A 21,038-nucleotide genomic window follows, 5' to 3' on the forward strand; every position below is an offset into this window, starting at 1 on the left:
CCGGCTCACCACTTGCAGCCCTTGCCGCGCGCCGCGTCCACGGCCAGTGGCAGGGCGGCCAGGATGCCGGCGTTCGCGTAGGCCTTGCGGCAGTCCTTGTTGGCAGCGTCTTCGATGGACTGCTCGAGCTTGGACTTGCGCTCCGGTGGTTGCGGCAGCATGTCGACCAGGCCCGGGCCGCGGCGGGCGGCAATGTCACCGCGCGGCAGTGACAGGTTCAGCGGCGCGCGCGGTGCGCTGGCCGCGGCCGACGGCGGCATGGGCAGGTCGGGGCCCAGGCGTGAGCCGGCATCGGGCGAGCCTGCCGCAGCTTTGGGTGCGGCATAAGGGCTGGCGTTGGGATCGCCTTTCGCCGGGCCGGCCGGGGCGTTGACCTCGCCGGGCACGTTGCCTGACAGCTCGTTCAGCGCCGACGCGCCAGGTACGGCCGCGGCGGTTCGCGGGGTGGCGGTGCTTTGCAGCGGCGTGACTGCAGCACCGCCATCGGCCGACTCCAGGCGGCGCACCGGTGCCGGCAGGTCCTGGCTGTTCAGCGCCGGCGCCGTGGCCGTGGCGGCTGCCGCTGGTGCGCGCAGTTCGCTGGAGCGCGTCAGCGGCGTGACGGCGCCGCCTTCGGCTGTCGGCGCCTCCAGCCGCTGTACGGCGGAGGGCAGGGCGGTGCTCGGTTCAGGCTGGGCGACGGTGCTCGGCGGCGCGGCACGCAGCTCGGCAGCGCGTGGCGGTGCCCGGCTCACACCCGCCTCGGCTGGCGCCTCGAGGCGGCGCACCGGGGCCGGCAGCTCGACGCTCGGCGTGGCGGTGGTGGCCGGCGCAGGCGCAGCACGCAGCTCAGCCGGCCGGGGCAAGGCGGCCGCAGGGGCGGCGGGTGCAGCCTCCAGGCGGCGCACCGCCGAGGGCAGATCGGCAGGCAGGGTGGGCAGTTCGGTCGGGCGGCTCGGCGCGCGCAGGCTGGTGGCGGAGGGCAATGGCGCCACGGCGGCCTCGGGCCTGGCTTCCAGGCGGCCAACGGCGGCGGGCAGTTCCGCCGAGGGCGTCTGCAGCGGCGCGGTGCGCGGCGGTGCGCTGAGGTTCTCGCGCTCCACGGGTTTGAAGCCTTCGGGCAGCTCCAGCGTCGCCGCGCTGGGCGGTGCGGGCGAGGGCTCCTCGGTGCGGGCGGCTTCGGGTGGCACTTCCTGCGGGTTCGGGCGGCCCAGCCTGGCGGCGCCAGCTTCGGTAACGGCGGGCGTTGGCCCACGCTGTCCGCCGGAGTCGGCCGTGCTGCTGTCGCTCGGCGGCGCGCCGGCTTGGCTGCCGCTGCGGCCCAGCAGCTTGACGGTCAGGCTGCCCCAGACACCCTGGCCCGGCGCGGCCGTGCCGCTGGCGTTGCCGAAGACGAGCACCAGCCACACATGCAGCAGCACCGCCAGCAGCAGGCAGCGCTGCAGCTGCTTGGGGTCGGGCGGCAAACGGCGGGGAAGGGCGACGGCGGCAGTCACTGCGGGCGCATTTTGGCTCGGCGCCGCGCCCGGGTTGTTACCAGCTCCGGCGATCAGAAGATGGTTTGTGCGAAGGTGTCACGACCGGCGGCCTTGGCGCGGTACAAGGCCCGGTCAGCGCGCTCGAGAAGGTCGTCGGCACCGTCGCCCACGCCGCCCCAGCAGGCCATGCCGACGCTCGTCGTCACGAGGATCTCGCCGCCGGCGGGCAGTGGCATCGGCGGGCGGATGGCATCGACGAGCTTGGCCGCCACGTGCGACGCCTCGGCATCGCTCAGCAGGCCTTCCAGGATGACGACGAACTCGTCGCCGGCCAGGCGCGCCGCGGTGTCGGTGCTGCGCACGGCGCCGCGGATGCGCGTGGCAAATTCCTTGAGCACGGCATCACCGGCGGCATGGCCATGGCCGTCGTTGATGCGCTTGAAGTGGTCGATGTCCATGAAGATCAAGGCCAGGGCCTTCTGGCCGCGGCGGGCGCGCGCCAGCGCCAGGGCCAGCCTTTCCTCGAACTCGCGGCGGTTGGGCAGGCGGGTCAGCGGATCGATGCGGGCCAGTTCATGCAACCGGCGCTCGATGTCCTTGGTGGCCGTGATGTCGGTGGACAGGGTGTAGACGCCGGCGACGTTGCCGTCGGCGCGCCGGTCGGGGATGTAGACGGTGTGAAGGTACCGGGTCAGGCCCAGGGCCTGGGACGCGACCTCAAATTCAACGCGTTCGCCGCGCAGCGCCTGCTCCAGGGCCGGCTGGCGCTGGGCATAGAGCTCGGGACCGATCAGCGCTTTCAGGTGGCTGCCGACGGCCAGTTCGGGGGCCACGCCCATCCATTCCTCGAAGGTCTTGTTGACGAAGGTCAGGCGTTGGTTACGGTCGATATAGGAGATCAGCACCGGCAGGTTGTCGGCGATGGCCTTGAGGTGGGCCTGGGCGTCGCCGAGACGCTGGGCGGCGAGCTTGCGGTCGGTGATGTCGAAGGTCACCGCGAAGACGCCGACGACCTGACCGTCGGGGTCGAACTCCGGCACGTAGGTCTGCTGGTATTGGCGGGCCTGGCCAACACTGGGGCCGGTCTCGGATTCGAAGACGACGGTCTGGCCCGCCATGGCCTTGGCCAGCCAGGGGTGCACCTGCGCGACGTAGTCCGCGTCACGCACTTCGTCAATGCGCCGGCCGAGCAGTTGCTCGGGATCGAGTTTGAGCAGGGTCTCGAACTGGCGGTTGGCGAACAGATAGCGGCCGTCGGCATCCAGGTGGGAGATCAGGGCCGGCAGGTTGTCGGTGATGGAGCGCAGGCGCCGCTCGCTGCGCTCCTGCTTCAACTGGGCGCTGCGCAGGGCCGTGATGTCGAAGGTCATCAGATAGAAACCGCTGACGGCATCGGTCTGCGCGTCGCGCATCGGCACGAGGTGGATCTGGAAATAGCCGGTGCCATCGCGCCAGGGCAGCGAGCCCTCGAAAGTCTGGCGCTGGCCTTGCAGCACGGCCTTCACATGGGGCTCGTGCAGGGCATAGCTGGCCTCGCCCAGGCCGTCGCGCATGGGCAGGCCGATGGCCTTGTCACGATCGAGGCCGTGCACCTTGAGGGCCAGGTCATTGGCAAAGACGCAGCGCTCCTGGGCATCGAAGACGCCGACCATGGCGGGGATGGCGTTGGTCACGTCGCGCATGCGCTGCTCGCTGGCGGCGAGCTGGCGGGCGGCGGCCTTGCGCTGGCTGACGTCGCGCACGAAGGCATGTGCCGCGTAGCCGTCGCCCACGGCCATCGCGGCAACGGAAAGCTCCACGTCCAGCAGCCGGCCGTCGCGGTGCTGGGCCATGAGCTCGACGCGCTGGTTGACGACGCGGCCCTGGCYGGTGTGCCGGAAGCGTGCCATGCCGGCCTCGTGGGCGGCGCGTGACTCGGGCGGGATGATGAGTTCGGAAACGCGCTGGCCCCTCGCCTCGGCCGCCGTGTAGCCGAACAGGCGCTCGGCCTGCAGGTTCCAGTCGGTGATGAGGCCTTCGCTGTCCAGGCCGATGAAGGCGTCGCTGGAGTGGTCGAGGATGGCGCGGCAGCGCGCCTGCTCGCCGGCCAGCTGCTTCACGAGGGGCCTCACGTGCTGCCTGAGCACCCAGGTGCCCATCAGAGTCAGCACCGTCAGCAGCAGCGCCAGCCAGCCCAGGCGCTGTCGGATGACGGCGAAGACGGCGTCGATGTCGGCCTTGACGACCATGGCCAGGCCGGTGCGCCCGAGCGGCACATAGGCCGCGACGACCGGCACGCCGCGCAGGTCGGGCGTCAGCATGACGCCCGTCTCGCCGAGCAGGGCGCGGTTGATCGGCAGGTTGACGTTGCCGCTCGCGTCGAACATCGGGATAGTGAAGGCCTGCGGGTAGAGCTTGGACGGCACGCAGGACGCGACCTTGTCGACGCGGTTGCAGATCAGCACGTCGGAGGAGGCATCGGTGTCGCGGATGCGCATGACCAGGCGGTCCATCAATGCCAGGCGCTGCTCACTCTGGAAGCGGCCCACCACCTCGCCCTTGTCCATGATCGGAACGTCGGTTGCAAGCAGGAAACCGCTGGTCCAGGCGAGACGACCCGTGGCGGCGTAGTCGCGCGCCAGCGCCAGCGAGGGCGTGCCGGCCTGGGCAGCGAAGGCGCCGGCCTCGGCCAGCGGCGCGCCGGTGGCGTCGACGAAGCGCGCCGCGGTGACGCCGGCCGTCAGCAGGCTGCGGGTGATGTTGCCCAGGCGCTCGCGCCGGGCAGTGTCGGCCGGGCTGCTGGCCAGCGCCGCGAGTTGCTCGATGACGACGGGGCGGGTGGCGATGGTCTGCGCAAGCCAGACGCCGCCGTCGACGGCGCTGACCAGTGCCTCGGCGGTGAGCACTGCCGTGGAGCGCACATCTTCCTTGCGCGTGTGCTCGAACTCCGATTCCAGCGCTGCGAAGCCGCCCGCGCCGGCCGCCACGGCGACCAGGGCCAGCACGGCCAGCGAGCGCCGCGTGATGCGCTGCTCATGCAGGTCGATGCGCTCACGCAGGTCGCTCCAGCTCAGGCGCAACTCCCAGATCGACAGGGCCAGCAGCGCCAGGCCAGCGGCCGTCGGCAGCGTCAGGCGGTTGTATGAACCCCAGTGGTAGAGCTGCTCCAGATTCAGCAGATAGCCCAGGATGCCAAGGAGGGCGATGCAGGCCGCGACGATGATGCCGACCGCGCTCAAACGCCGGGCCAGCGTGCGTGGCGGGCCGGCCAGCAGGCCCTGGCAGGCGAACAGCAGCAGCAGGGCCACGCAGCCATTGGGTGAGATGCGGCCGGGGTGAGGGTTCAGCGCCGTTGGCAGCACGCCGGGGCGGGTGATGTCGATACCCAAGGACTGGCCACCCATGGCCTCGATGAGCATCAAGGCTGGCAACACGGCCATCAGCAGTGCCATGCCCTGCACGGCGCGCCTGGCGGCAGCGCTCGGCGCCTGCCCGCTGCGCCAGCCGGCCATGACCCAGGCCGTGGCGCTGCCGAGCAGCAGCAGCACCGACGACACGATGCCGATCTCGGCCAGTCCGGGCAGGAAACTGCCGACATCCAGTTGCAGGCACCAGCGCACCGCGACAAAGCCGGCCAGGACCATGCAGGCCAGCGCGGTCCAGCGGGCGGTCGACAGGCGAGGCAAGGGTTTCATCGGGCAGCGAGAAGCGGCAGTGCCCGCCTGTATATCAGCTTGAGCGGCGCCTGGGTCAGGGCCAGCGGCTCAATTCGTGGTGGACGGGCGGGAGCCAGTCACCGCCGGCCGTGATGCTGCGCTCGATGACGTGGGTAGTACCGTTGGCCTCACGGATCAGCACGGTCGCGCAGCGCGTGCCGTAGACAGCCCTGTCAGGCCGAGCCGGATCGGGCATGCGCACGAAGCGGGGCGACAGCAGGCGCTCCCGGGCCAGGCCGACGCCGGTGTCGGGCAGGGTTGCGTCCGGAGCCGGCGTGGCGTCGGCCAGCGCGGCGAAGAGCCGGCTTGCCAGTTGCTGCGCCGAGGCCGAGCTGCCGAGCGCCTCGGCCAGCGCTACCGACAAGCCCTCGGTCTTGGGCCAGGGCGTGTCAAGCGAGGCATTGGATAGCGCGTGGATGCCGGGCCGCAGTTCAAGCGGCGCGGAGGCACGGTTGCTGATCCAGTGCCAGGCGTTGCGGGCCAGATCGGCGGTGATGAGATTGAAGCCGTTGTAACCCTGTGCCAGCCCCGCCGCGAAATCGTCAGCGGCGCTGGATGAGCCCAGCCAGTCAACGACCAGGGCGCCGCGCGATGGCGCATCGGCGACTTGCCGTCCGGGCTCGCGCACATTGGTCAGCAGCGCGAGACGCCCGGCGCGCGTCAGGCCAAACCAGGTGCCGCCGGCACTGAGATCGCGGCCGGCGAGGATGTCGGGCAGGTCCGGCCACCAACCCATGGGCGCGGCCTCGCGAGCGAAAAACTCGTCGCGGTTGGCGGCGATGACGAGGGGGAAGCGCGGGTGGGCGTTCAGCGCGAACGCAGCGAGGCACATGGCCGCGTCAGCACTCGACGATGTTGACCGCCAGTCCGCCGCGGGCCGTTTCCTTGTACTTGGTCATCATGTCGGCGCCGGTGTCGCGCATGGTCTTGATGACCTTGTCCAGGCTGACGAAGTGGGTACCGTCGCCGCGCAGCGCCATGCGCGCCGCGTTGATGGCCTTGACCGACGCGATCGCGTTGCGCTCAATGCAGGGAATCTGCACCAGGCCGCCGACCGGATCGCAGGTCAGGCCCAGGTGGTGCTCCATGCCGATCTCGGCGGCGTTCTCGACCTGCTCCGGCGTGCCGCCCATGACGGCGCACAAGGCGCCGGCGGCCATCGAGCAGGCCACGCCCACCTCGCCCTGGCAGCCGACCTCGGCACCGCTGATGGAGGCGTTTTCCTTGTAGAGGATGCCGATGGCTGCGGCGGTCAGCAGGAAGTCGACGACCCCGCGTTCAGTGGCGTGGTGGACGAAGCGCGTGTAGTAGTGCAGCACCGCGGGCACGATGCCGGCGGCGCCGTTGGTAGGCGCCGTGACGACGCGGCCACCGGCGGCGTTCTCTTCGTTGACCGCCAGCGCGTAGAGGTTGACCCAGTCCATCACCTGCAGTGGGTCGCGCAGCGCGGCCTCGGGGTTGGCTGTCAGGTCGCGGTGCAGCTGGGCCGCGCGGCGCTTGACCTTGAAGCCGCCGGGCAGGATGCCCTCGGTCTTGCAGCCGCGCGTGACGCAGGCCTGCATGACGCCCCAGATCTTCATCAGGCCGGCGTCGATCTCGGCCTCGGTGCGCCAATGGCATTCGTTGCGGCGCATCAGCTCGGCGATGGAGATGCCGTGGCGCTTGGTCAGCTCCAGCAGCTCGTCGCCGGACTTGAAGGGGTAGGGCAGCACGGTGGTGTCTGGCGCGATGACCTTCTGCTTGCTGCCGTCGGCCGCCACCTCGTCGCTGACGACAAAACCGCCGCCGACGGAGTAGTAGACGCGGTTGGCGATTTCGTTGCCATCCGCGTCGAAGGCGATGCAGCGCATGCCGTTGGCGTGGAAGGGCAGCGTCTCGCGGCGCTTGAAGACCAGGTCCTTGGCTTCGTCGAAGACGACCTGGTGCTGGCCGAGCAGGTTCAAGTCGCCTGCGCGGATGGTGTCCATCAAGGCCGGGATGGCCTCGATGTCCACTGTGTCAGGCTCATGCCCGGCCAGGCCCAGCAGCACCGCCTTGTCGCTGCCGTGGCCCTTGCCGGTGGCGCCCAGGCTGCCGTACAGGATGACCTGCACGCGCGCCACCTTGTCGAGCAGGCCGTCGTGTTGCAGCCGCAGGCCGAAAAGCCGCGCCGCGCGCATCGGCCCGACCGTGTGCGAGCTGCTCGGGCCGATGCCGATCTTGAAGAGGTCGAAGACGGAGACTGCCATGGGAGGCCTTTCGGGCAATGAGTGGAAGCCTCTCAGCGGAGCGGGTGCGGGCGCTGCCTACACTCCCGCCCCATGCTGAAGAGGTGTTTGGGTGGGCGCCAGCAAGCCTGGCGGTGGTGGGTGGCGGGGATGTTGTGGCTGCTGTCGGGCGTCGCCTGGGCGGGTGGTGTCGACCTGCAGGCCCTGCCGGCCGATGGGCTGGCGCTGGGGCCGCACTGGGAGCTGTTGCAGGACCCGGACCGCAAGCTGGATCTGGCGGCCGCAGCCCGTGGCGACTGGCAGCCCAGCACGGCCGGCGGCGAGGCCGTGTCGTTCGGCTACACCGGGGCTGCGGTCTGGCTGCGCCTGCCGCTGCGCAACGGTGGCAGCCAGCCGGTGCAGGCCATGCTGGACATCAGCTATCCGCTGCTGCAATACCTCGACGTGATCCTGCTCGCGCCGGACGGCACCGCCGTCCGGCATGAGCTCGGCTACCAGCGCCCCTTTGCGCAGCGGCTCTGGCCGGGTGGCAACTTCGCCGTGCCGGTCACGCTGGCCCCGGGCGAGACCCGGACGCTGGTACTGCGCGTGGCGTCCGCGAATTCGCTGATCGTGCCGGCCCGACTGTGGCGCGCCGACGCCTTCCCGCACTTCGACCAGCGCCGGCTGGCCGTGCAGATGCTGTACTTCGGGCTGGCGCTGGCCGTGGGCCTCTACAACCTGGTGATCTTCCTGCTGCTGCGCGACGCGTCGTTCGGTTGGTACGTGCTGTTCGCCGGCAGCATCGCGGCGTCGCTGGCCTGCTTCACCGGCATCGGCACGAACTTCCTTTGGCCGGACGCAGCCTTCTGGCAGCAGCGCGGCGTCAACGTGCCCGGCTCTGTGGCGGCTATCGCGCTGATGATGTTCTCGCGCCGCATGCTGCGCACGCCACAGACCATGCCGCGGCTGGACCTCGGGCTGCGTGCGCTGATCGCGCTGAATGTGCTGCTCATCCCGTTGCTGATGGGCTGGTTCGCGCAGACGGCGCCGTTCTGGGCCGTCTGCAGCGCCACGACCGCCGCGTTGCTGCTGGCCTGCGGCATCACGGGCACGTTGCAGCGCCAGCGCAGTGCCTACTTCTTCGTCGTGGCCTTCAGCGTGCTGCTGGTGGCCGTGCTGCTGGGCCATATGCGCAACCTGGGCGTGCTGCCCAGCAACCTGATCACCAGCGCCGGCACCCAGGCCGGCTCGGCGGTCGACCTGCTGCTGCTGTCGCTGGCGCTGGCTGACCGCTACGCGCGCATGCGTGCCGACAAGGAGCAGGCCCAGGCGCGCGCGCTGCAGGCCGAGCAGGCCCGCGTGCAGGCACTGACCGACAGCGAACGCGTGTTGGAGGCGCGCGTGCTGGAGCGCACCGCGGCGCTGGAGGCCGCCAACCGGCAGCTCGAGCTGATGAGCCAGACCGACGGCCTGACCGGGCTGGCCAACCGGCGGCATTTCGACGCGGTGTTGGCCGCTGAATGGGCGCGCGCCCAGCGGGCCGGCCAGCCGCTCGGCCTGGGGCTGCTCGACGCCGACCTGTTCAAGGCCTACAACGACCGGATGGGCCATGTCGCTGGCGACGACTGCCTGCGCCAGATCGCGGCCGTGCTGGCCGACACCATCGGCCGGCGCAGCGGCGAGCTGGTGGCTCGCTATGGCGGCGAGGAGTTCGCCTTCATCGTGCCCGGCGCTAGTGCCATGCAGATGCAGGCGCTGGGCGAGCGCATCGTCGCCGCGTTGCGCGCGCGGGCGCTGCCGCACCCGGCCAGCCCCACGGGTCATGTCACGGCCAGCATTGGGCTGGCGGCCGAAGTGCCCGGCGCAGATCGTCGCCCCGAGCTGTTGGTGCAGACCGCCGATACGGCTCTCTATGCCGCCAAGGCGGCTGGGCGTGATCGGGTGCAGCTGGCGCACGAGGGCTAGAACCGGTACCGGGATGTCGTCTGTTTTCCGATACCAGCGAACCCGCATGGCCTGAGCCTCAGGCCTCTTCGTACTCGCTCAGCGGCACGCAGCTGCAGAACAGATTGCGGTCGCCCCACACGTTGTCCACGCGGCCCACCGGCGACCAGTACTTCTGGCGGCGCAGCGAGGGCAGTGGGAAGGCGGCGGCTTCGCGGCTGTAGCCGTGGGTCCAGTCGGTGGCGCTGACGACCATCGAGGTGTGCGGCGCGTTGACCAGCGGGTTGTCCTCGCGGCTGACCTTGCCGGACTCGACGTCGGCGATCTCCTGGCGGATCTGGATCATCGCGTCGATGAAGCGGTCCAACTCGGCGCGGGACTCGCTTTCGGTCGGCTCGACCATCAGCGTGCCGGCTACGGGGAAGCTCAGCGTCGGCGCATGGAAGCCATAGTCGATGAGGCGCTTGGCCACGTCCTCGGCGCTGACGCCGGAGCTGTCCTTCAGCGGGCGCAGGTCCAGGATGCACTCGTGGGCCACGCCGCCGCCCTTGACGCCATCGATGTTGCCGCTGAAGTGGATGTCGTAGTGGTCCGACAGGCGGGCCGCGACGTAGTTGGCCGACAGGATGGCCACCTCGGTGGCCTTCTTCAGGCCCTCGGCACCCATCATGCGGATGTACATCCACGAGATCGGCAGCACGGCCGCGTTGCCGAGCGGCGCGGCGGAGACGGCGCCGATGTTGGTCTCCTTGCCAAGCCCCGCGGTGCGGTGCGCGGGCAGGAAGGGCACGAGGTCATCGACGACGCAGACCGGGCCGATGCCCGGGCCGCCACCGCCGTGCGGGATGCAGAAGGTCTTGTGCAGGTTCAGGTGGCTGACGTCGCCGCCGAACTCGCCGGGTGCCGCCACGCCAACCAGCGCATTCATGTTGGCGCCGTCCACGTAGACGCGGCCGCCGTGGGTCTTCACCATCGCGCAGATTTCCTTCACGTGCGTGTCGAACACGCCATACGTGGAGGGGTAGGTGATCATGATGGCGGCCAGCTTGGCGGCGTGCTGTTCGCACTTGGCCTTCAGGTCGACCAGGTCGATATTGCCTTCCTTGTCGCACTTGGTGACGACGACCTGCATGCCCACCATCTGGGCCGACGCCGGGTTGGTGCCGTGTGCGGATTCGGGGATCAGGCAGACGTTGCGCTGGTGGTCGCCACGCGACTCATGCCAGGCCTTGATGGCCAAGAGGCCGGCGTACTCGCCCTGCGAGCCGGCATTGGGCTGCAGGCTGATGCCGGCATAGCCGGTGCACTCGGTCAGCCAGTTCTGCAGCAGCTGGTCCAGCTCGGTGTAGCCGGCCAGTTGGTCTTGCGGCGCGAAGGGGTGCACGCCCGCGAACTCCGGCCAGGTGATGGGGATCATCTCGGCCGTGGCGTTGAGCTTCATCGTGCAGGAGCCCAGCGGGATCATGCTGCGGTCCAGCGCCAGGTCCTTGTCCGACAGGCTGCGGATGTAGCGCAGCATCTCGGTTTCACTGTGGTGGGTGTTGAAGACCGGGTGGGTCAGGTAGGCGCCGCTGCGGCGCAGTTGCGTCGGGATCAGGCTGTCGACGCCAGCGGCGAACTCGGCAACGGTCGGGACCGTCGCGCCGGCGGGCGCGAACCAGCTCCAGATCGCCTCGACGTCGGCGCGCGTCGTCGTCTCGTCCAGCGCGATGCTGACGTGCTTGTCGCTGATCTTGCGCAGGTTGGCCTGGGCCGCCACGGCCTTGGCCATGACGGGGGCGGGATCGCACTCCACCAGCAGCGTGTCGAACACATGCGGCGTGACGACCTTGGCGCCCATGCGCGTCAGGCCGGCGTGCAGGATGGCCGTGTAGCTGGCCACGCGTTCGGCGATGCGCTTGAGGCCTTGCGGGCCGTGATAGACCGCGTACATGCTGGCCACGACGGCCGGCAGCACTTGCGCCGTGCAGATGTTGGAGGTGGCCTTCTCGCGGCGGATGTGTTGCTCGCGGGTCTGCAGCGCCAGGCGCATGGCCGGGTGGCCTTGCGCGTCCTTGCTGACGCCGACCAAGCGACCCGGCATGGAGCGCTTGAATTCGTCCTTGCAAGCCAGGAAGGCGGCGTGCGGGCCGCCGGCGCCCATGGGCATGCCGAAGCGCTGGCTGTTGCCGGCAACGATGTCGGCGCCGAACTCGCCAGGCGAGACCAGCAACGTCAGCGCGAGCAAATCGGTGCAGACGATGAAGGCGGCGCTCTTGGCGTGGGCCTGGTCGGCAAATACCTTCAGGTCATGGATGAGGCCGGTGGTGCTGGGGTATTGGCAGACGACGGCGAAGTAGTCGTTCTCGGCCATCAGCGCGGGCGCCATGCCGACCTTCACGTCGATACCCAACGGCGCGCAACGCGTCTGGATGACTTCGATGGTCTGCGGGTGCACGTCACCAGCAACGATCAGCGTGTTGCTCTTGCTCTTCACGCCGCGCTTGGCCAGCGTGACGGCTTCTGCGGCCGAGGTGGCCTCGTCCAGCATGGAGCCATTGGCGATGTCCATGCCGGTGAGGTCAGTCACCATGGTCTGGAAGTTCAGGATGGCTTCCATGCGGCCCTGCGAGATCTCGGCCTGATAGGGCGTGTAGGCCGTGTACCAGGCGGGGTTCTCGAGGATGTTGCGCAGGATGACGCCCGGCGTGTGGGTGCCGTAGTAGCCCTGGCCGATGAAGCTCTTGTAGACCTTGTTCTTGCCGGCGATGAGCTTCAGCTCGGCCAGCGCGCCGGCCTCGGTGATGGGCGCGGGCAGCTTCATGCCCTGGGCGCGGCGGATGGATTTCGGCACGACCGCGTCGATCAGCGCGGTCCGGCTGGCCACGCCGACGGCGGCACACATCAGGGATTCATCGACGGCATCCGGCCCGATGTGGCGGGCGTGGAATTCGGAGGCGTCTTCGAGATGGGAGAGCGGCGTCGGCATGGCGGGTCTTACTTCGAGGATTTACAGAGTCTTGAGCAGGGCGTCGTAGGCGGTCGAGTCCATCAGGGCATCGAGCTGGCTGGGATTGCTCAGCTTGACCTTGAAGAACCAGCCGGCCTTGAGCGGGTCGGTGTTGGCAAGCGCCGGGTCGTCGCGCAGCGCTTCGTTCACTTCGACGACTTCGCCGTCCACGGGCATGTAGACGTCGGCCGCGGCCTTGACGGATTCGACGACGCCGGCGACTTCCTTCTCGGCATAGGTCTTGCCGACTTCAGGCAGGTCCACGAAGACCACGTCGCCCAGCGCGTCCTGCGCGTGCACGGTGATGCCGACCGTCGCCGTGCCGTCGCCGTGGACGTCAAGCCATTCGTGATCGGGGGTGTACTTGATGCTCATCGTTCAGGCTCCGAGTGGATTAGCCGCGGTAGTAGCGGTTGGGGGTGAAGGGGGTGGCGGAAACAACCATGGGCGTGCGCTTGTCGCGCACGATGGCGAAGACTTCGGTGCCAGCGGCGGTATGCGCCTTGTCGAGATAGGCGAGTGCCACCGGTTGGTTGACCGTGGGGCCGAGTGTGCCGCTGGTGACGGTGCCGATCTCGGTGCCGTCGGCCGACACGATCTTGGCGCCCTCACGCACGGGCATGCGTTCCTTGCCGACCAGGCCCACGCGCTTGCGCGCCGCGCCGTTGGCCAGTTGCTCGTCGATGATGGCCGCGCCGGGATAGCCACCGGCACGCGCGCCGCCAGCGCGGCGCACCTTCTGGATGGCCCAGGTGATGGCCGCTTCGACCGGCGTGGTCGTCTCGTTGATGTCATGGCCGTACAGGCACAGGCCGGCTTCCAGGCGCAGCGAGTCGCGCGCACCCAGGCCGATGGGCTTGACCTCGGGTTGCGCCAGCAGCTTGCGGGCGAAGGCGATCGCGTGATCCTGGTGGACCGAGATTTCGAAGCCATCCTCGCCGGTGTAGCCCGAGCGGGTCAGGAAGAAGTCAATGCCGTCGACATAGAAGAAGCCGCCGGTCATGAAGGTCAGCTTTTCGACACCGGGAATCAGGCGGCTGAGCGCATCGACGGCCAGCGGGCCTTGCAGCGCCAGCAGCGCGCGCTCGGGCACGGGGATGACTTCGCAGCGCGAGCCGATGTGCTTTTGCATGTGGGCAATGTCCTGCTCCTTGCAACCGGCGTTCACGACGACGAACAGGTCGTCGGGCCGCTTGCAGACCATCAGGTCGTCCAGCAGGCCGCCTTGCTCGTTCGTGAACAGGGCGTAGCGCTGCTTGAAAACGCCGAGGTCGACGATATCGACCGGCACCAGGGTCTCGAGCGCAGCGGCAGCATCCGCGCCGACCAGGCGCACCTGGCCCATGTGCGACACATCGAACAGGCCGGCGGCGGCCCGCGTGTGCTTGTGCTCGGCCATCACGCCGGCGGGGTATTGCACCGGCATGTCATAGCCGGCGAAGGGCACCATCTTGGCGCCGAGTTCGACGTGGAGGGCGTGAAGAGGCGTGGTTTTGAGTGACGACAGCAAAGAGGACATCAAGAGCTCCGACGGAATTCGGGATTGGATGTCCTCGCTGTCCCTGGTACCTGAGAGATTGACAAGGCGGTGTGCAGTCCCGCGCAAGCTTGCCCCTTCGGTGAGCCGGCTCCAGGGCCGGCTTCTCTCCAGTGAGGAACGTCGGGAGTGTCTGCCACTGGTGGCGCCCACTCAAGACGTTTGTCAGTCCTTTTGCCTGAGCGTTCGGATCGCAAGACCCTGCGCCTTCGGCGGCCCCCAACTTCAGCGGGGCGCTCTCCTGACGAGTGAGGATTCTATGCACATCTAGGGGGCTGTCCGCGCAAGCAGCTAGGGGCAGACTCGCGGCCATCATTTATGAGGAGACCGCCATGTTGCTTATCCGCGCCGCGCTTGCCCTAGCGATAGCCTCCTTGGCGGCCCCCGCCGGAGCTGTCACCAATGTCACGGTGCAGCTGGGTGTGAATCCGAATTTCTTTGGCGGCACCGGCCCGGTGAATACCTTGCTGACCCAACCCAGCACGGCTGAGCTGAGCAGCGGCCTCGTGACCGGCGGCTTCAATTCCAGCGGCGCCGCCCATGCCTTCGCACAGGCCGGCACCCTGAAGATGGACGGCACCTCGACGGGCAGCCTGAACAGCCTGGCCCGGGCGACCTTCCGCGACGATTTCAAGCTGGATCTGGCCGGGGTTGCCGCGGGCACCCAGGTGGTCGTGCAATTCGATCTGCTGCTGAGTGGCAGCTTCAGTGTCGGCGCGTCCAATGAGGCCGCGGCGAACTGGCAGGTGCGGGCCGACATGGGCGGCGGCGCCTTCGACCTGGGTGCCGGGGGGCATCTGTACAACAACTCCCCGACGCTGGCTATCCATGGCTATGTGGGTGATCCTGTCGGCATCTTGCACGGCACGGCCACTATCAACACCGGCCAAATGCTGCCCCTGTATGTGGAGCTGGAAGCCTCGGCCCAGACCTCATACAACGGTCAGGGCGGCGCCTTGGCCACGGCCGCTTTCGATCTGGGGCACACGCTGCGCTGGGGCGGCATGACGGTTTCGCTCAACGGTGTGCCGCAGAGCCAGGTGACGCTGACCTCGGGCTCGGGATTCAACTACCTGCAGGCGGCCCCCGTGCCCGAACCGGGCACGCTGGTGCTGGCGCTGTGCGGCGCTTCAGTCCTGCTGGCGAGAAGGATGCGCCAGTCCTGAGATGTTCTTTCCGGCGGGCCGAGCGCCGGGCCGCTCCCTAGCCGGCCCGCGCTGGCGATGTGCTTGGCGGTCAATCCGCCAAGCATCGCCCTCCCCTCGGGGGACCGCCCGGGCGGACACGCGTTCAGCGCGGCCAGACCGGGCGAGGGGCGCCATTTCAGTCGCCGAGGTGGCCCGACTCCAGGGCCTCCGCGTCGATGGGCATGGTCTGGCCGTCGGCGCCTTCGAAGAACAGCGGCTTGCGCGCCTTGGCAACCGGGGCGACCTGGTTCATCGTCATCGCGTCGAAGAGGCGGCCGTTCTGCATCACCTGGGCGATGCGGTCGGTCTGGCGGATGTCGGCCAGCGGATTGCCGTTGATGACGACCAGGTCGGCCAGCTTGCCGGGTTCGATGGAGCCCAGGTCCTTGTCGAAACCGAAGTTGCGTGCCGGGTTGATGGTGGCCGTCCGCAGGGCTTCGTGCGGCGTCATGCCGCCGAGCACGAACATCCACATCTCCCAGTGCGAGCCCAGGCCCTCGCGCTGGCCGTGGGCGCCGATGGAGGTGTTGACGCCGGCGCGTGACAGCTGGGTGGCGGTACGGGCCACGCGGATGACGTTGAAGTCTTCCTCGGGCGCGGTCTCGCGGCGAATCGAGCGCGGCTCGAGCACGGTGCGCGGCACGTAGCGGCTCAGCAACGGGTGCTTCCAGACGTCGGTGTGGGCATACCAATAGTTCTCGCCGAACAGGCCGCCGTAGCCGACGTTCAGCGTCGGCGTGTAGCCCACGGCGTTCTGGCTCCACAGCTGCTTGACGTCGTCCCAGACCTCGGCCAGCGGCAGCGCATGCTCCACCGTCGTGTGACCGTCGACGATCATGCTCATGTTCAGCTGAAATAGCGAGCCGCCTTCGGGCACCACCATCATGCCGGTCTGGCGTGCGGCCTCCAGCACCTGCTGACGCTGGTCACGGCGCGGCTGCTGGTAGCTCTTGACGCTGATGGCGCCTTCGGCCTTCTGGCGGTTCAGGTGGGTCAGCGCGTCGTCCAGGCTGTTGACGTTGGAATAGAAGGGCGTGCGGGCACCGTAGAGGATGGTGCCGGTCGAGTAGATGCGCGGGCCCAGCACGAGGCCGGCGCGCTGCATCTCGGCCTGCGTGAAGATGGCCGAGCTCAGGTTGGACGGGTCGTGCAGCGTCGTCACGCCGAAGGCCAGCGAGGCGAGGTTGACCCAGCTCTGCTGCGGGATCAGGCCCGAGTCGTTCATGGAACCATGCCAGTGGGCATCGATGAAGCCGGGCACGATGGTCTTGCCGCTGGCGTCGATGCGCTTGGCGTCCGCGGGAATCGCGACGTCCTTGCCGACCGCCACGATGCGGTTGCCGTCGACCAGGACCGTGCCGCCCTCGATGACTTCATCACCCTTCATCGTCACGATGCGGGCGCCGGTCAGTGCGACCTTGCCCGTGGGCTTGTCGCTGGCCTGCTCGAAGCCGATCTTCTGGCTGGTTGCCTTGTCCTTGCCTTCGGCGCTCGCGGTGAAGAGCTCATCACCCAGCGTGAAATGCAGCTTCTTGCTGTCGCCGCTCCAATGCAGCGCCGAGCCGGCGTTGACGTCGAGCTGACGCACCGGCAGCGCGTCCATCTTGGCGCCGACGGTGATGGTCTTGCCGGACTGGCCCTGCACATTCGGCAGCGGCATCACGTAGGCGTGGTAACGCTCGACAAAGCCCAGCCACTGGCCGTCGGGTGACACGCTGTACTCGGCCGCCGCGTCGCTGCGCGCCACCTCGGTCTCGCTATGGTCGCGCAGGTTCAGTCGGGTCAGCGAGAAGCGCTGCTCGACCTCACTGGTGCCGCTCGTCTTCGTGAAGAAGAGCTCGTCGCTCTTCGCACCGAACTGCGCGCCGCTGCCCTCCTTGGCTATCCGCTCGGGCTTGCCCGAGCCATCGGCCGCGGCGAGGTAGAGGCCGGTGTCCAGGCTGTGCCAGGGGCTGGTCAGGCCGCCGCCCTTGACCTTGCGGTAGACCACCTGCTTGCCGTCCGGCGACAGGCGCGGTTCCAGGTATTTGCCCGGCTCCTTGACGAGCACGGTCTCCTTGCCGGAGGCAATGTCCAGGCGGCGGATAGCTCCCTGAGCGTCGTCGCGCCAGGTGGCGTAGACCAGGCTCTTGCCGTCGCGCGCCCAGCTGGGCGCAAACTCAMACGACTCGTCTTGCTTGGTCAGCCGGCGCGGCGTGCCGTCCGGCAGATCCTTGACGTAGAGCGAGCCCAGGGCCGAGTAGACGACGCGCTTGCCGTCCGGCGACACCTGGGCACCGCGCAACTGGTGCACGGCGAACTTCGCCGGGGACACGTCTTGCGCAAAGCGCATCGGTTCGCGCAGCTCGCGCGTGTCCTTCACGTGGAAGGGAATGTCGGCAGCCGTGCCCTTGAAGGGGTCGACGCGCCAGATCTTGCCCTCGGCCCAGACGACCATCTCCTTGGAGCCAGGCATCCACGCGAAGCAGGGGTAGACGCCCCACATCGCCCAGATCTCCTGCAGGTCGCGTGACAGGCCACTCCAGGCCGGGCGCTCGACACCAGTGCTCAGGTCCTTCAGGAACAGCGTGCTCTGGTTGCGCACGCGGCGCACGAAGGCCAGGTATTTGCCATCCGGCGAGGGCGTGGGCCGCACCGCGCCACCGGGGCCTTGAACGAAGGCCTCGACCGACCCGTCGCCCAGGTCCTGGCGGAAGATCTTGTAGATCTCGCCATTGCTGTCCTTGTTGTATTCGAAGGTCTTTCCGGGTGTCGTGTCTTGCGAGTAGTAGAGGTACTTGCCGTCCGGCGACACGGCCGGCTCGCCGAGGTCCTTCTGCCAGTTGGGCTTCTCGTTGAGCTGCACGCCCTTGTTCTTCGCGGCGTCGCCGTCGACATGGAAGAGCCAGATCTCGCCCGAGCCCGCGCTGCGCGTGCCGGTGTAGTGCTTGCGTGCCAGCAGGTATTTGCCGCTGGGGTGCCAGACCGGGTTGTTCAGCAGGCGGAAGTCTTCCTTGGTCACGGCGCGGGCGCCGCTGCCGTCCACGTTCATGACCCAGATGTTGTCGCCGCCGCCGGCGTCGCTGAGGAAGGCGATCTGCTTGCCGTCCGGCGAGAAGCGGGCTTGGTGTTCCCAGGCGATGGAGTGGGTCAGCGCCTTGGCCTCGCCGCCGCCGATCGGCAGCGTGTACAGGTCACCCAGCAGGTCGAACACGATCGTCTTGCCGTCGGGGCTGACGTCCACGCTCATCCAGGTGCCGGTCTTCACATCGATGCTGGCCGTCCTGGCCACGCCGGGCGGCGTGTTGACATTCCAGACCGCGGACGCGGCCGGCGCGGCAGGCTTGGGCGCTTCTTGTGCGTTCGCGGCCAGGGCTGCGGCCAGCAGCAGGGCGGGGGCGGCGTTCAGACGATGCATGGAGGCGGGTGTTGGGAAGACCAAAACCTTCGATGCTAGCGAAGGGTGGCTTGCCCGCCCGTTCGTCACGCCCCAGCCAAGGCCAGGGCTTCTGCGAGGCTCAGGGTTTGCCCGGAGGCCCAGGCCAGCTTGGCGCCGTCACGGCTGAGTTGGGCGCCGGCCAGGCGGCGCACACGCGCCAGCGCGCGGGCTTCACGCGAGCCCAGGGCGCCCAGATGGCGCTGCCAGTACTGCTCTGCAAAGGCCGCCAGCTGCAGCGCCTGCTCGGGCTGGCGCAGCCGTGCCAGCGGCCGGGGGAAGAGCTGCAGCGTCAGGGCCCGCGCGTGCAGATGCTGACGCCCATGCGCGATGCGCAAGGCCTGGCGAGCCGCCGCGAGCATGGCCGGCCAGTCGCGGCGGGCTTCGTGGACCATGGCGAGCGAGATGGCCGCGTCGAGTTGGCCCACGCCGTCGCCATCGGCCTCGGCCAGCCGCTGGCAGGCGGTGATCCAACCCAGCGCGGTGGCGATGTCGCCCAGCTCGATCAGGCACTGGGCGCGGTTGCGCAGCCTTGCGGCGGCCTGGCGCGAGTGGCCGACCGCCTCCCACAGCTCCTGGGCGCGGGCGTACAGCGCCTCGGCCTGCGCGGGCTGGCCACGCGACACGGCTATTGCCGCGAGCTGCTGCCAGGCACGTGCCTCGGTGGCCACGTCGCCGACGCGCCGGGCCAGGCCGATAGCTTCTTCAAGCGGGCGGGTCTGGCCCTGCTCGCGGTTGTCGCCGGCCAGCAGCACCCAGGCACGGCGCACCAGAGCCGGTGCGCGGGCGACGGGGTCGCTGCCGGCCAGTTGCAGCGCACGCTCGGCCTCGGCCAGCGCGAGGGCGCGGTCGCCGTGTGTGAAGGCCAGTTGCGCGCGCAGCTCATGGCCGGCGGAGGAGGGTGCGAGTTGCAGCAGCAGGCCGAGCTGGTCCACCAGCGTGCGATCCACGCCGTCGCTTTCCCAGCAGGGGCGCATGGCCAGCGCCAGGCGCAGGCCGGTGGCCGCGTCACTGTCGTCCGCCGCGCTGGCCACAAGGGCGCGAGCCTGCTCGCGCCGTGGCGCCCAGGCCGTGATGGGCGCCTGCAGGCCCAGCGCCAGCGCCCAGTCGCACAGCGCCGCGCGCAGCTTGCGGCGCGCTTGGCGCTGCTCGGCCGCGTCCACGTGCGCCAGCACGCCGCGGCGCAGCAGCTCCAGCATGCGGTAGCGCGGCTCGGCGTCGCCGCCGGCCTGCAGCAAGGAATGGCCGACCAGTTCACTCAGCAGTGCCGGTGTGCCGCCGAGGGCTTCGACGTCGGCCCAGGCGAAAGCACCGGACAGGGCGGCCAGGCGCTGCAGCAGGGCGCGCGGCTCGGGGCCGAGCAGGGCCAGGCTCCAGTCCAGCAGGCCCGCCACCGAGGCGTGGCGGGGCGCTCGCGTCGGGCTCGCGAGCCAGGCAGGCAGTGGCGCGGCCTGCGTGCCGAGGCCGCGCCACTGCGCCAGCATCTGGGCCGGCGAAAAGCTGCGCACGCGGGCGGCCGCCAGCTCCAGCGCCAGCGGCAGTCCCTCAAGCTCGCGGATCAGTTCGGTCAGCGCGGCCTGGTTGTCGCGGCTGGCGTGGAAGTCGGCCCGCACGGCGCGGGCGCGGTCGATGAAGAGAGCCTGGGCGGTGTCCTGGGCCGAATTGTCAGCACTTGCGAGCGGTGCCACCTCGACGAGGGTTTCGCCGTCCACCTCCAGCGCATGCCGGGACGTGACGAGCAGGCACAGCGTGGGCGCCTGCGCCAGCAGCCGCTGCACGGCCAGGGCGACGACGCCGAGGGCCTGCTCGGCGTTGTCCAGCACCAGCAACCGCAGGCCGCCGGGGTCTTGCAGCGCAGCCTCGATGGCCGGCCAGCCGCCGCCGCGCGTGACGGTCAGGGCGCGCTCGAGCGCTGCCACCAGGCCGGCCTCGTCGCGCACCTCGGCCAGGGCCGCCATGCCGCAGCTCCAGTCGTGCTCGCCGAACTGCAGCCAGGCCAGCTCCACCGCGAGCCGGGTCTTGCCCACGCCGCCTGGGCCGACGAGCGTCAGCAGGCGCAGCTGGGGCAGCCGCACGGCCAGCGCTTCGAGCCGGTCCGGCGGCGCGAAATAGCGCGTCAGGTAGCGCGGCAGGCTGGTCGCGAACGAGGGCAGGGCGGGAGCCGTTGCGAACTGCAGCACCGGCGGCGGTTGCGCGGGCAGATCGTCGGCCAGCGCGGCCAGCCGATGCCGCTCGGCGACGACCCAGTCGTCGAAATAGCCAGGCAGCAGCTCGCCGCCATAGTGGGACGGGTTGCGAGTCGCCTCGAAGTCCTGCACGTCGGACGAGAGCGAACCGGGCAACAGCGAGATCTGCAGACGGTCGGCGTTGAAGAGCGGCGCTTCGTCGGTTTCGAGCAGGGCACGCAGCGTGGACAGGGTCTGGCGCAGCCGGTTGCGGCCGACGTCCAGTTCGACACCCGGCCACAGCAGCTCGACAAGTTCCTCGCGCGGATGCTGGCGCCTGGGCGCCAGCGCGAGGCGGGCCAGCAGCAGCACGCTGGCGCGGCTGGGCAGGCGGGTCAGCTCGACGCGGCCGGCCCGCTCGATCTCAAAACCACCGAGCAGGCGCAGACGGAGCATGGGT

General features: G+C 69.5%; 11 protein-coding genes and 2 riboswitches. Of the genes, 2 read left to right on the plus strand and 9 right to left on the minus strand.

Translation table 11 applies throughout. The features are described 5' to 3' along the window. Positions 1 to 5: 5 nt before the first annotated feature. Genes ACXJLH_RS01755 through ACXJLH_RS01770 form a run of 4 tightly spaced genes read right to left on the minus strand, consistent with a single transcriptional unit; the run spans position 6 to position 7,380 of the window. The gene (locus ACXJLH_RS01755) at positions 6 to 1,475 is read right to left on the minus strand and encodes a hypothetical protein (protein ID WP_457442261.1); all 1,470 of its coding nucleotides are present in this window, start codon (positions 1,473 to 1,475) and stop codon (positions 6 to 8) included. 53 nt (positions 1,476 to 1,528) lie between these two features. Then, positions 1,529 to 5,131 (minus strand): PAS domain-containing protein, encoded by a 3,603-nt coding sequence (locus ACXJLH_RS01760; RefSeq protein ID WP_457442262.1) that lies wholly within the window; start codon positions 5,129 to 5,131, stop codon positions 1,529 to 1,531. Positions 5,132 to 5,186: 55 nt separating this feature from the next. Further along, entirely contained in the window at positions 5,187 to 5,984 is a 798-nt protein-coding gene (locus ACXJLH_RS01765) for an NRDE family protein (protein ID WP_457442263.1), read from the minus strand. A 7-nt stretch (positions 5,985 to 5,991) separates the two neighbouring features. Further along, the gene (locus ACXJLH_RS01770) at positions 5,992 to 7,380 is read right to left on the minus strand and encodes an L-serine ammonia-lyase (RefSeq protein ID WP_457442265.1); all 1,389 of its coding nucleotides are present in this window, start codon (positions 7,378 to 7,380) and stop codon (positions 5,992 to 5,994) included. Between the two features lie 72 nt (positions 7,381 to 7,452). Between ACXJLH_RS01770 and ACXJLH_RS01775 the strand changes: the two genes are divergently transcribed. Further along, positions 7,453 to 9,306, plus strand: a complete 1,854-nt coding sequence (locus tag ACXJLH_RS01775; RefSeq protein WP_457442266.1) for a sensor domain-containing diguanylate cyclase — start codon at positions 7,453 to 7,455, stop codon at positions 9,304 to 9,306. Positions 9,307 to 9,364: 58 nt separating this feature from the next. Here ACXJLH_RS01775 and gcvP read toward each other — a convergent pair whose 3' ends face one another. From gcvP to gcvT, 3 genes are read right to left on the minus strand one after another with little or no spacing between them, the layout of a single operon-like run. Further along, positions 9,365 to 12,253: an aminomethyl-transferring glycine dehydrogenase gene (gene gcvP / locus ACXJLH_RS01780; protein ID WP_457442267.1), complete on the minus strand. Its 2,889-nt coding sequence runs from the start codon at positions 12,251 to 12,253 to the stop codon at positions 9,365 to 9,367. 21 nt (positions 12,254 to 12,274) lie between these two features. Further along, the gene (gene gcvH / locus ACXJLH_RS01785; protein ID WP_056197006.1) at positions 12,275 to 12,649 is read right to left on the minus strand and encodes a glycine cleavage system protein GcvH; all 375 of its coding nucleotides are present in this window, start codon (positions 12,647 to 12,649) and stop codon (positions 12,275 to 12,277) included. 19 nt (positions 12,650 to 12,668) lie between these two features. Next, complete coding sequence (gcvT, locus tag ACXJLH_RS01790; RefSeq protein ID WP_457442268.1) at positions 12,669 to 13,793, minus strand: glycine cleavage system aminomethyltransferase GcvT; 1,125 nt, start codon at positions 13,791 to 13,793, stop codon at positions 12,669 to 12,671. 27 nt (positions 13,794 to 13,820) lie between these two features. Then, positions 13,821 to 13,935, minus strand: a riboswitch (glycine riboswitch). A gap of 32 nt (positions 13,936 to 13,967) precedes the next feature. Beyond that, positions 13,968 to 14,065: riboswitch (glycine riboswitch) on the minus strand. 78 nt (positions 14,066 to 14,143) lie between these two features. On the opposite strand from gcvT, the gene ACXJLH_RS01795 reads away from it, so the two are divergent. Next, complete coding sequence (locus tag ACXJLH_RS01795; RefSeq protein WP_457442269.1) at positions 14,144 to 14,977, plus strand: hypothetical protein; 834 nt, start codon at positions 14,144 to 14,146, stop codon at positions 14,975 to 14,977. 157 nt (positions 14,978 to 15,134) lie between these two features. On the opposite strand, the gene ACXJLH_RS01800 is transcribed toward ACXJLH_RS01795, so the two are convergent. Further along, positions 15,135 to 18,395, minus strand: a complete 3,261-nt coding sequence (locus tag ACXJLH_RS01800; protein WP_457442270.1) for an amidohydrolase family protein — start codon at positions 18,393 to 18,395, stop codon at positions 15,135 to 15,137. Positions 18,396 to 18,460: 65 nt separating this feature from the next. Further along, positions 18,461 to 21,034, minus strand: a complete 2,574-nt coding sequence (locus ACXJLH_RS01805; protein WP_457442271.1) for an ATP-binding protein — start codon at positions 21,032 to 21,034, stop codon at positions 18,461 to 18,463. Between the last annotated feature and the right edge of the window lie 4 nt (positions 21,035 to 21,038).

The sequence above is a fragment of the Roseateles sp. P5_E4 genome, from assembly GCF_054049255.1.

Coding starts and splice junctions, on each gene's coding strand:
- ACXJLH_RS01775 (WP_457442266.1), top strand. CDS start 7,453: ATGCTGAAGAGGTGTTTGGGTGGGCGCCAGCAAGCCTGGCGGTGGTGG.
- ACXJLH_RS01770 (WP_457442265.1), bottom strand. CDS start 7,380: ATGGCAGTCTCCGTCTTCGACCTCTTCAAGATCGGCATCGGCCCGAGC.
- gcvH (WP_056197006.1), bottom strand. CDS start 12,649: ATGAGCATCAAGTACACCCCCGATCACGAATGGCTTGACGTCCACGGC.
- ACXJLH_RS01765 (WP_457442263.1), bottom strand. CDS start 5,984: ATGTGCCTCGCTGCGTTCGCGCTGAACGCCCACCCGCGCTTCCCCCTC.
- ACXJLH_RS01805 (WP_457442271.1), bottom strand. CDS start 21,034: ATGCTCCGTCTGCGCCTGCTCGGTGGTTTTGAGATCGAGCGGGCCGGC.
- ACXJLH_RS01795 (WP_457442269.1), top strand. CDS start 14,144: ATGTTGCTTATCCGCGCCGCGCTTGCCCTAGCGATAGCCTCCTTGGCG.
- gcvT (WP_457442268.1), bottom strand. CDS start 13,793: ATGTCCTCTTTGCTGTCGTCACTCAAAACCACGCCTCTTCACGCCCTC.
- gcvP (WP_457442267.1), bottom strand. CDS start 12,253: ATGCCGACGCCGCTCTCCCATCTCGAAGACGCCTCCGAATTCCACGCC.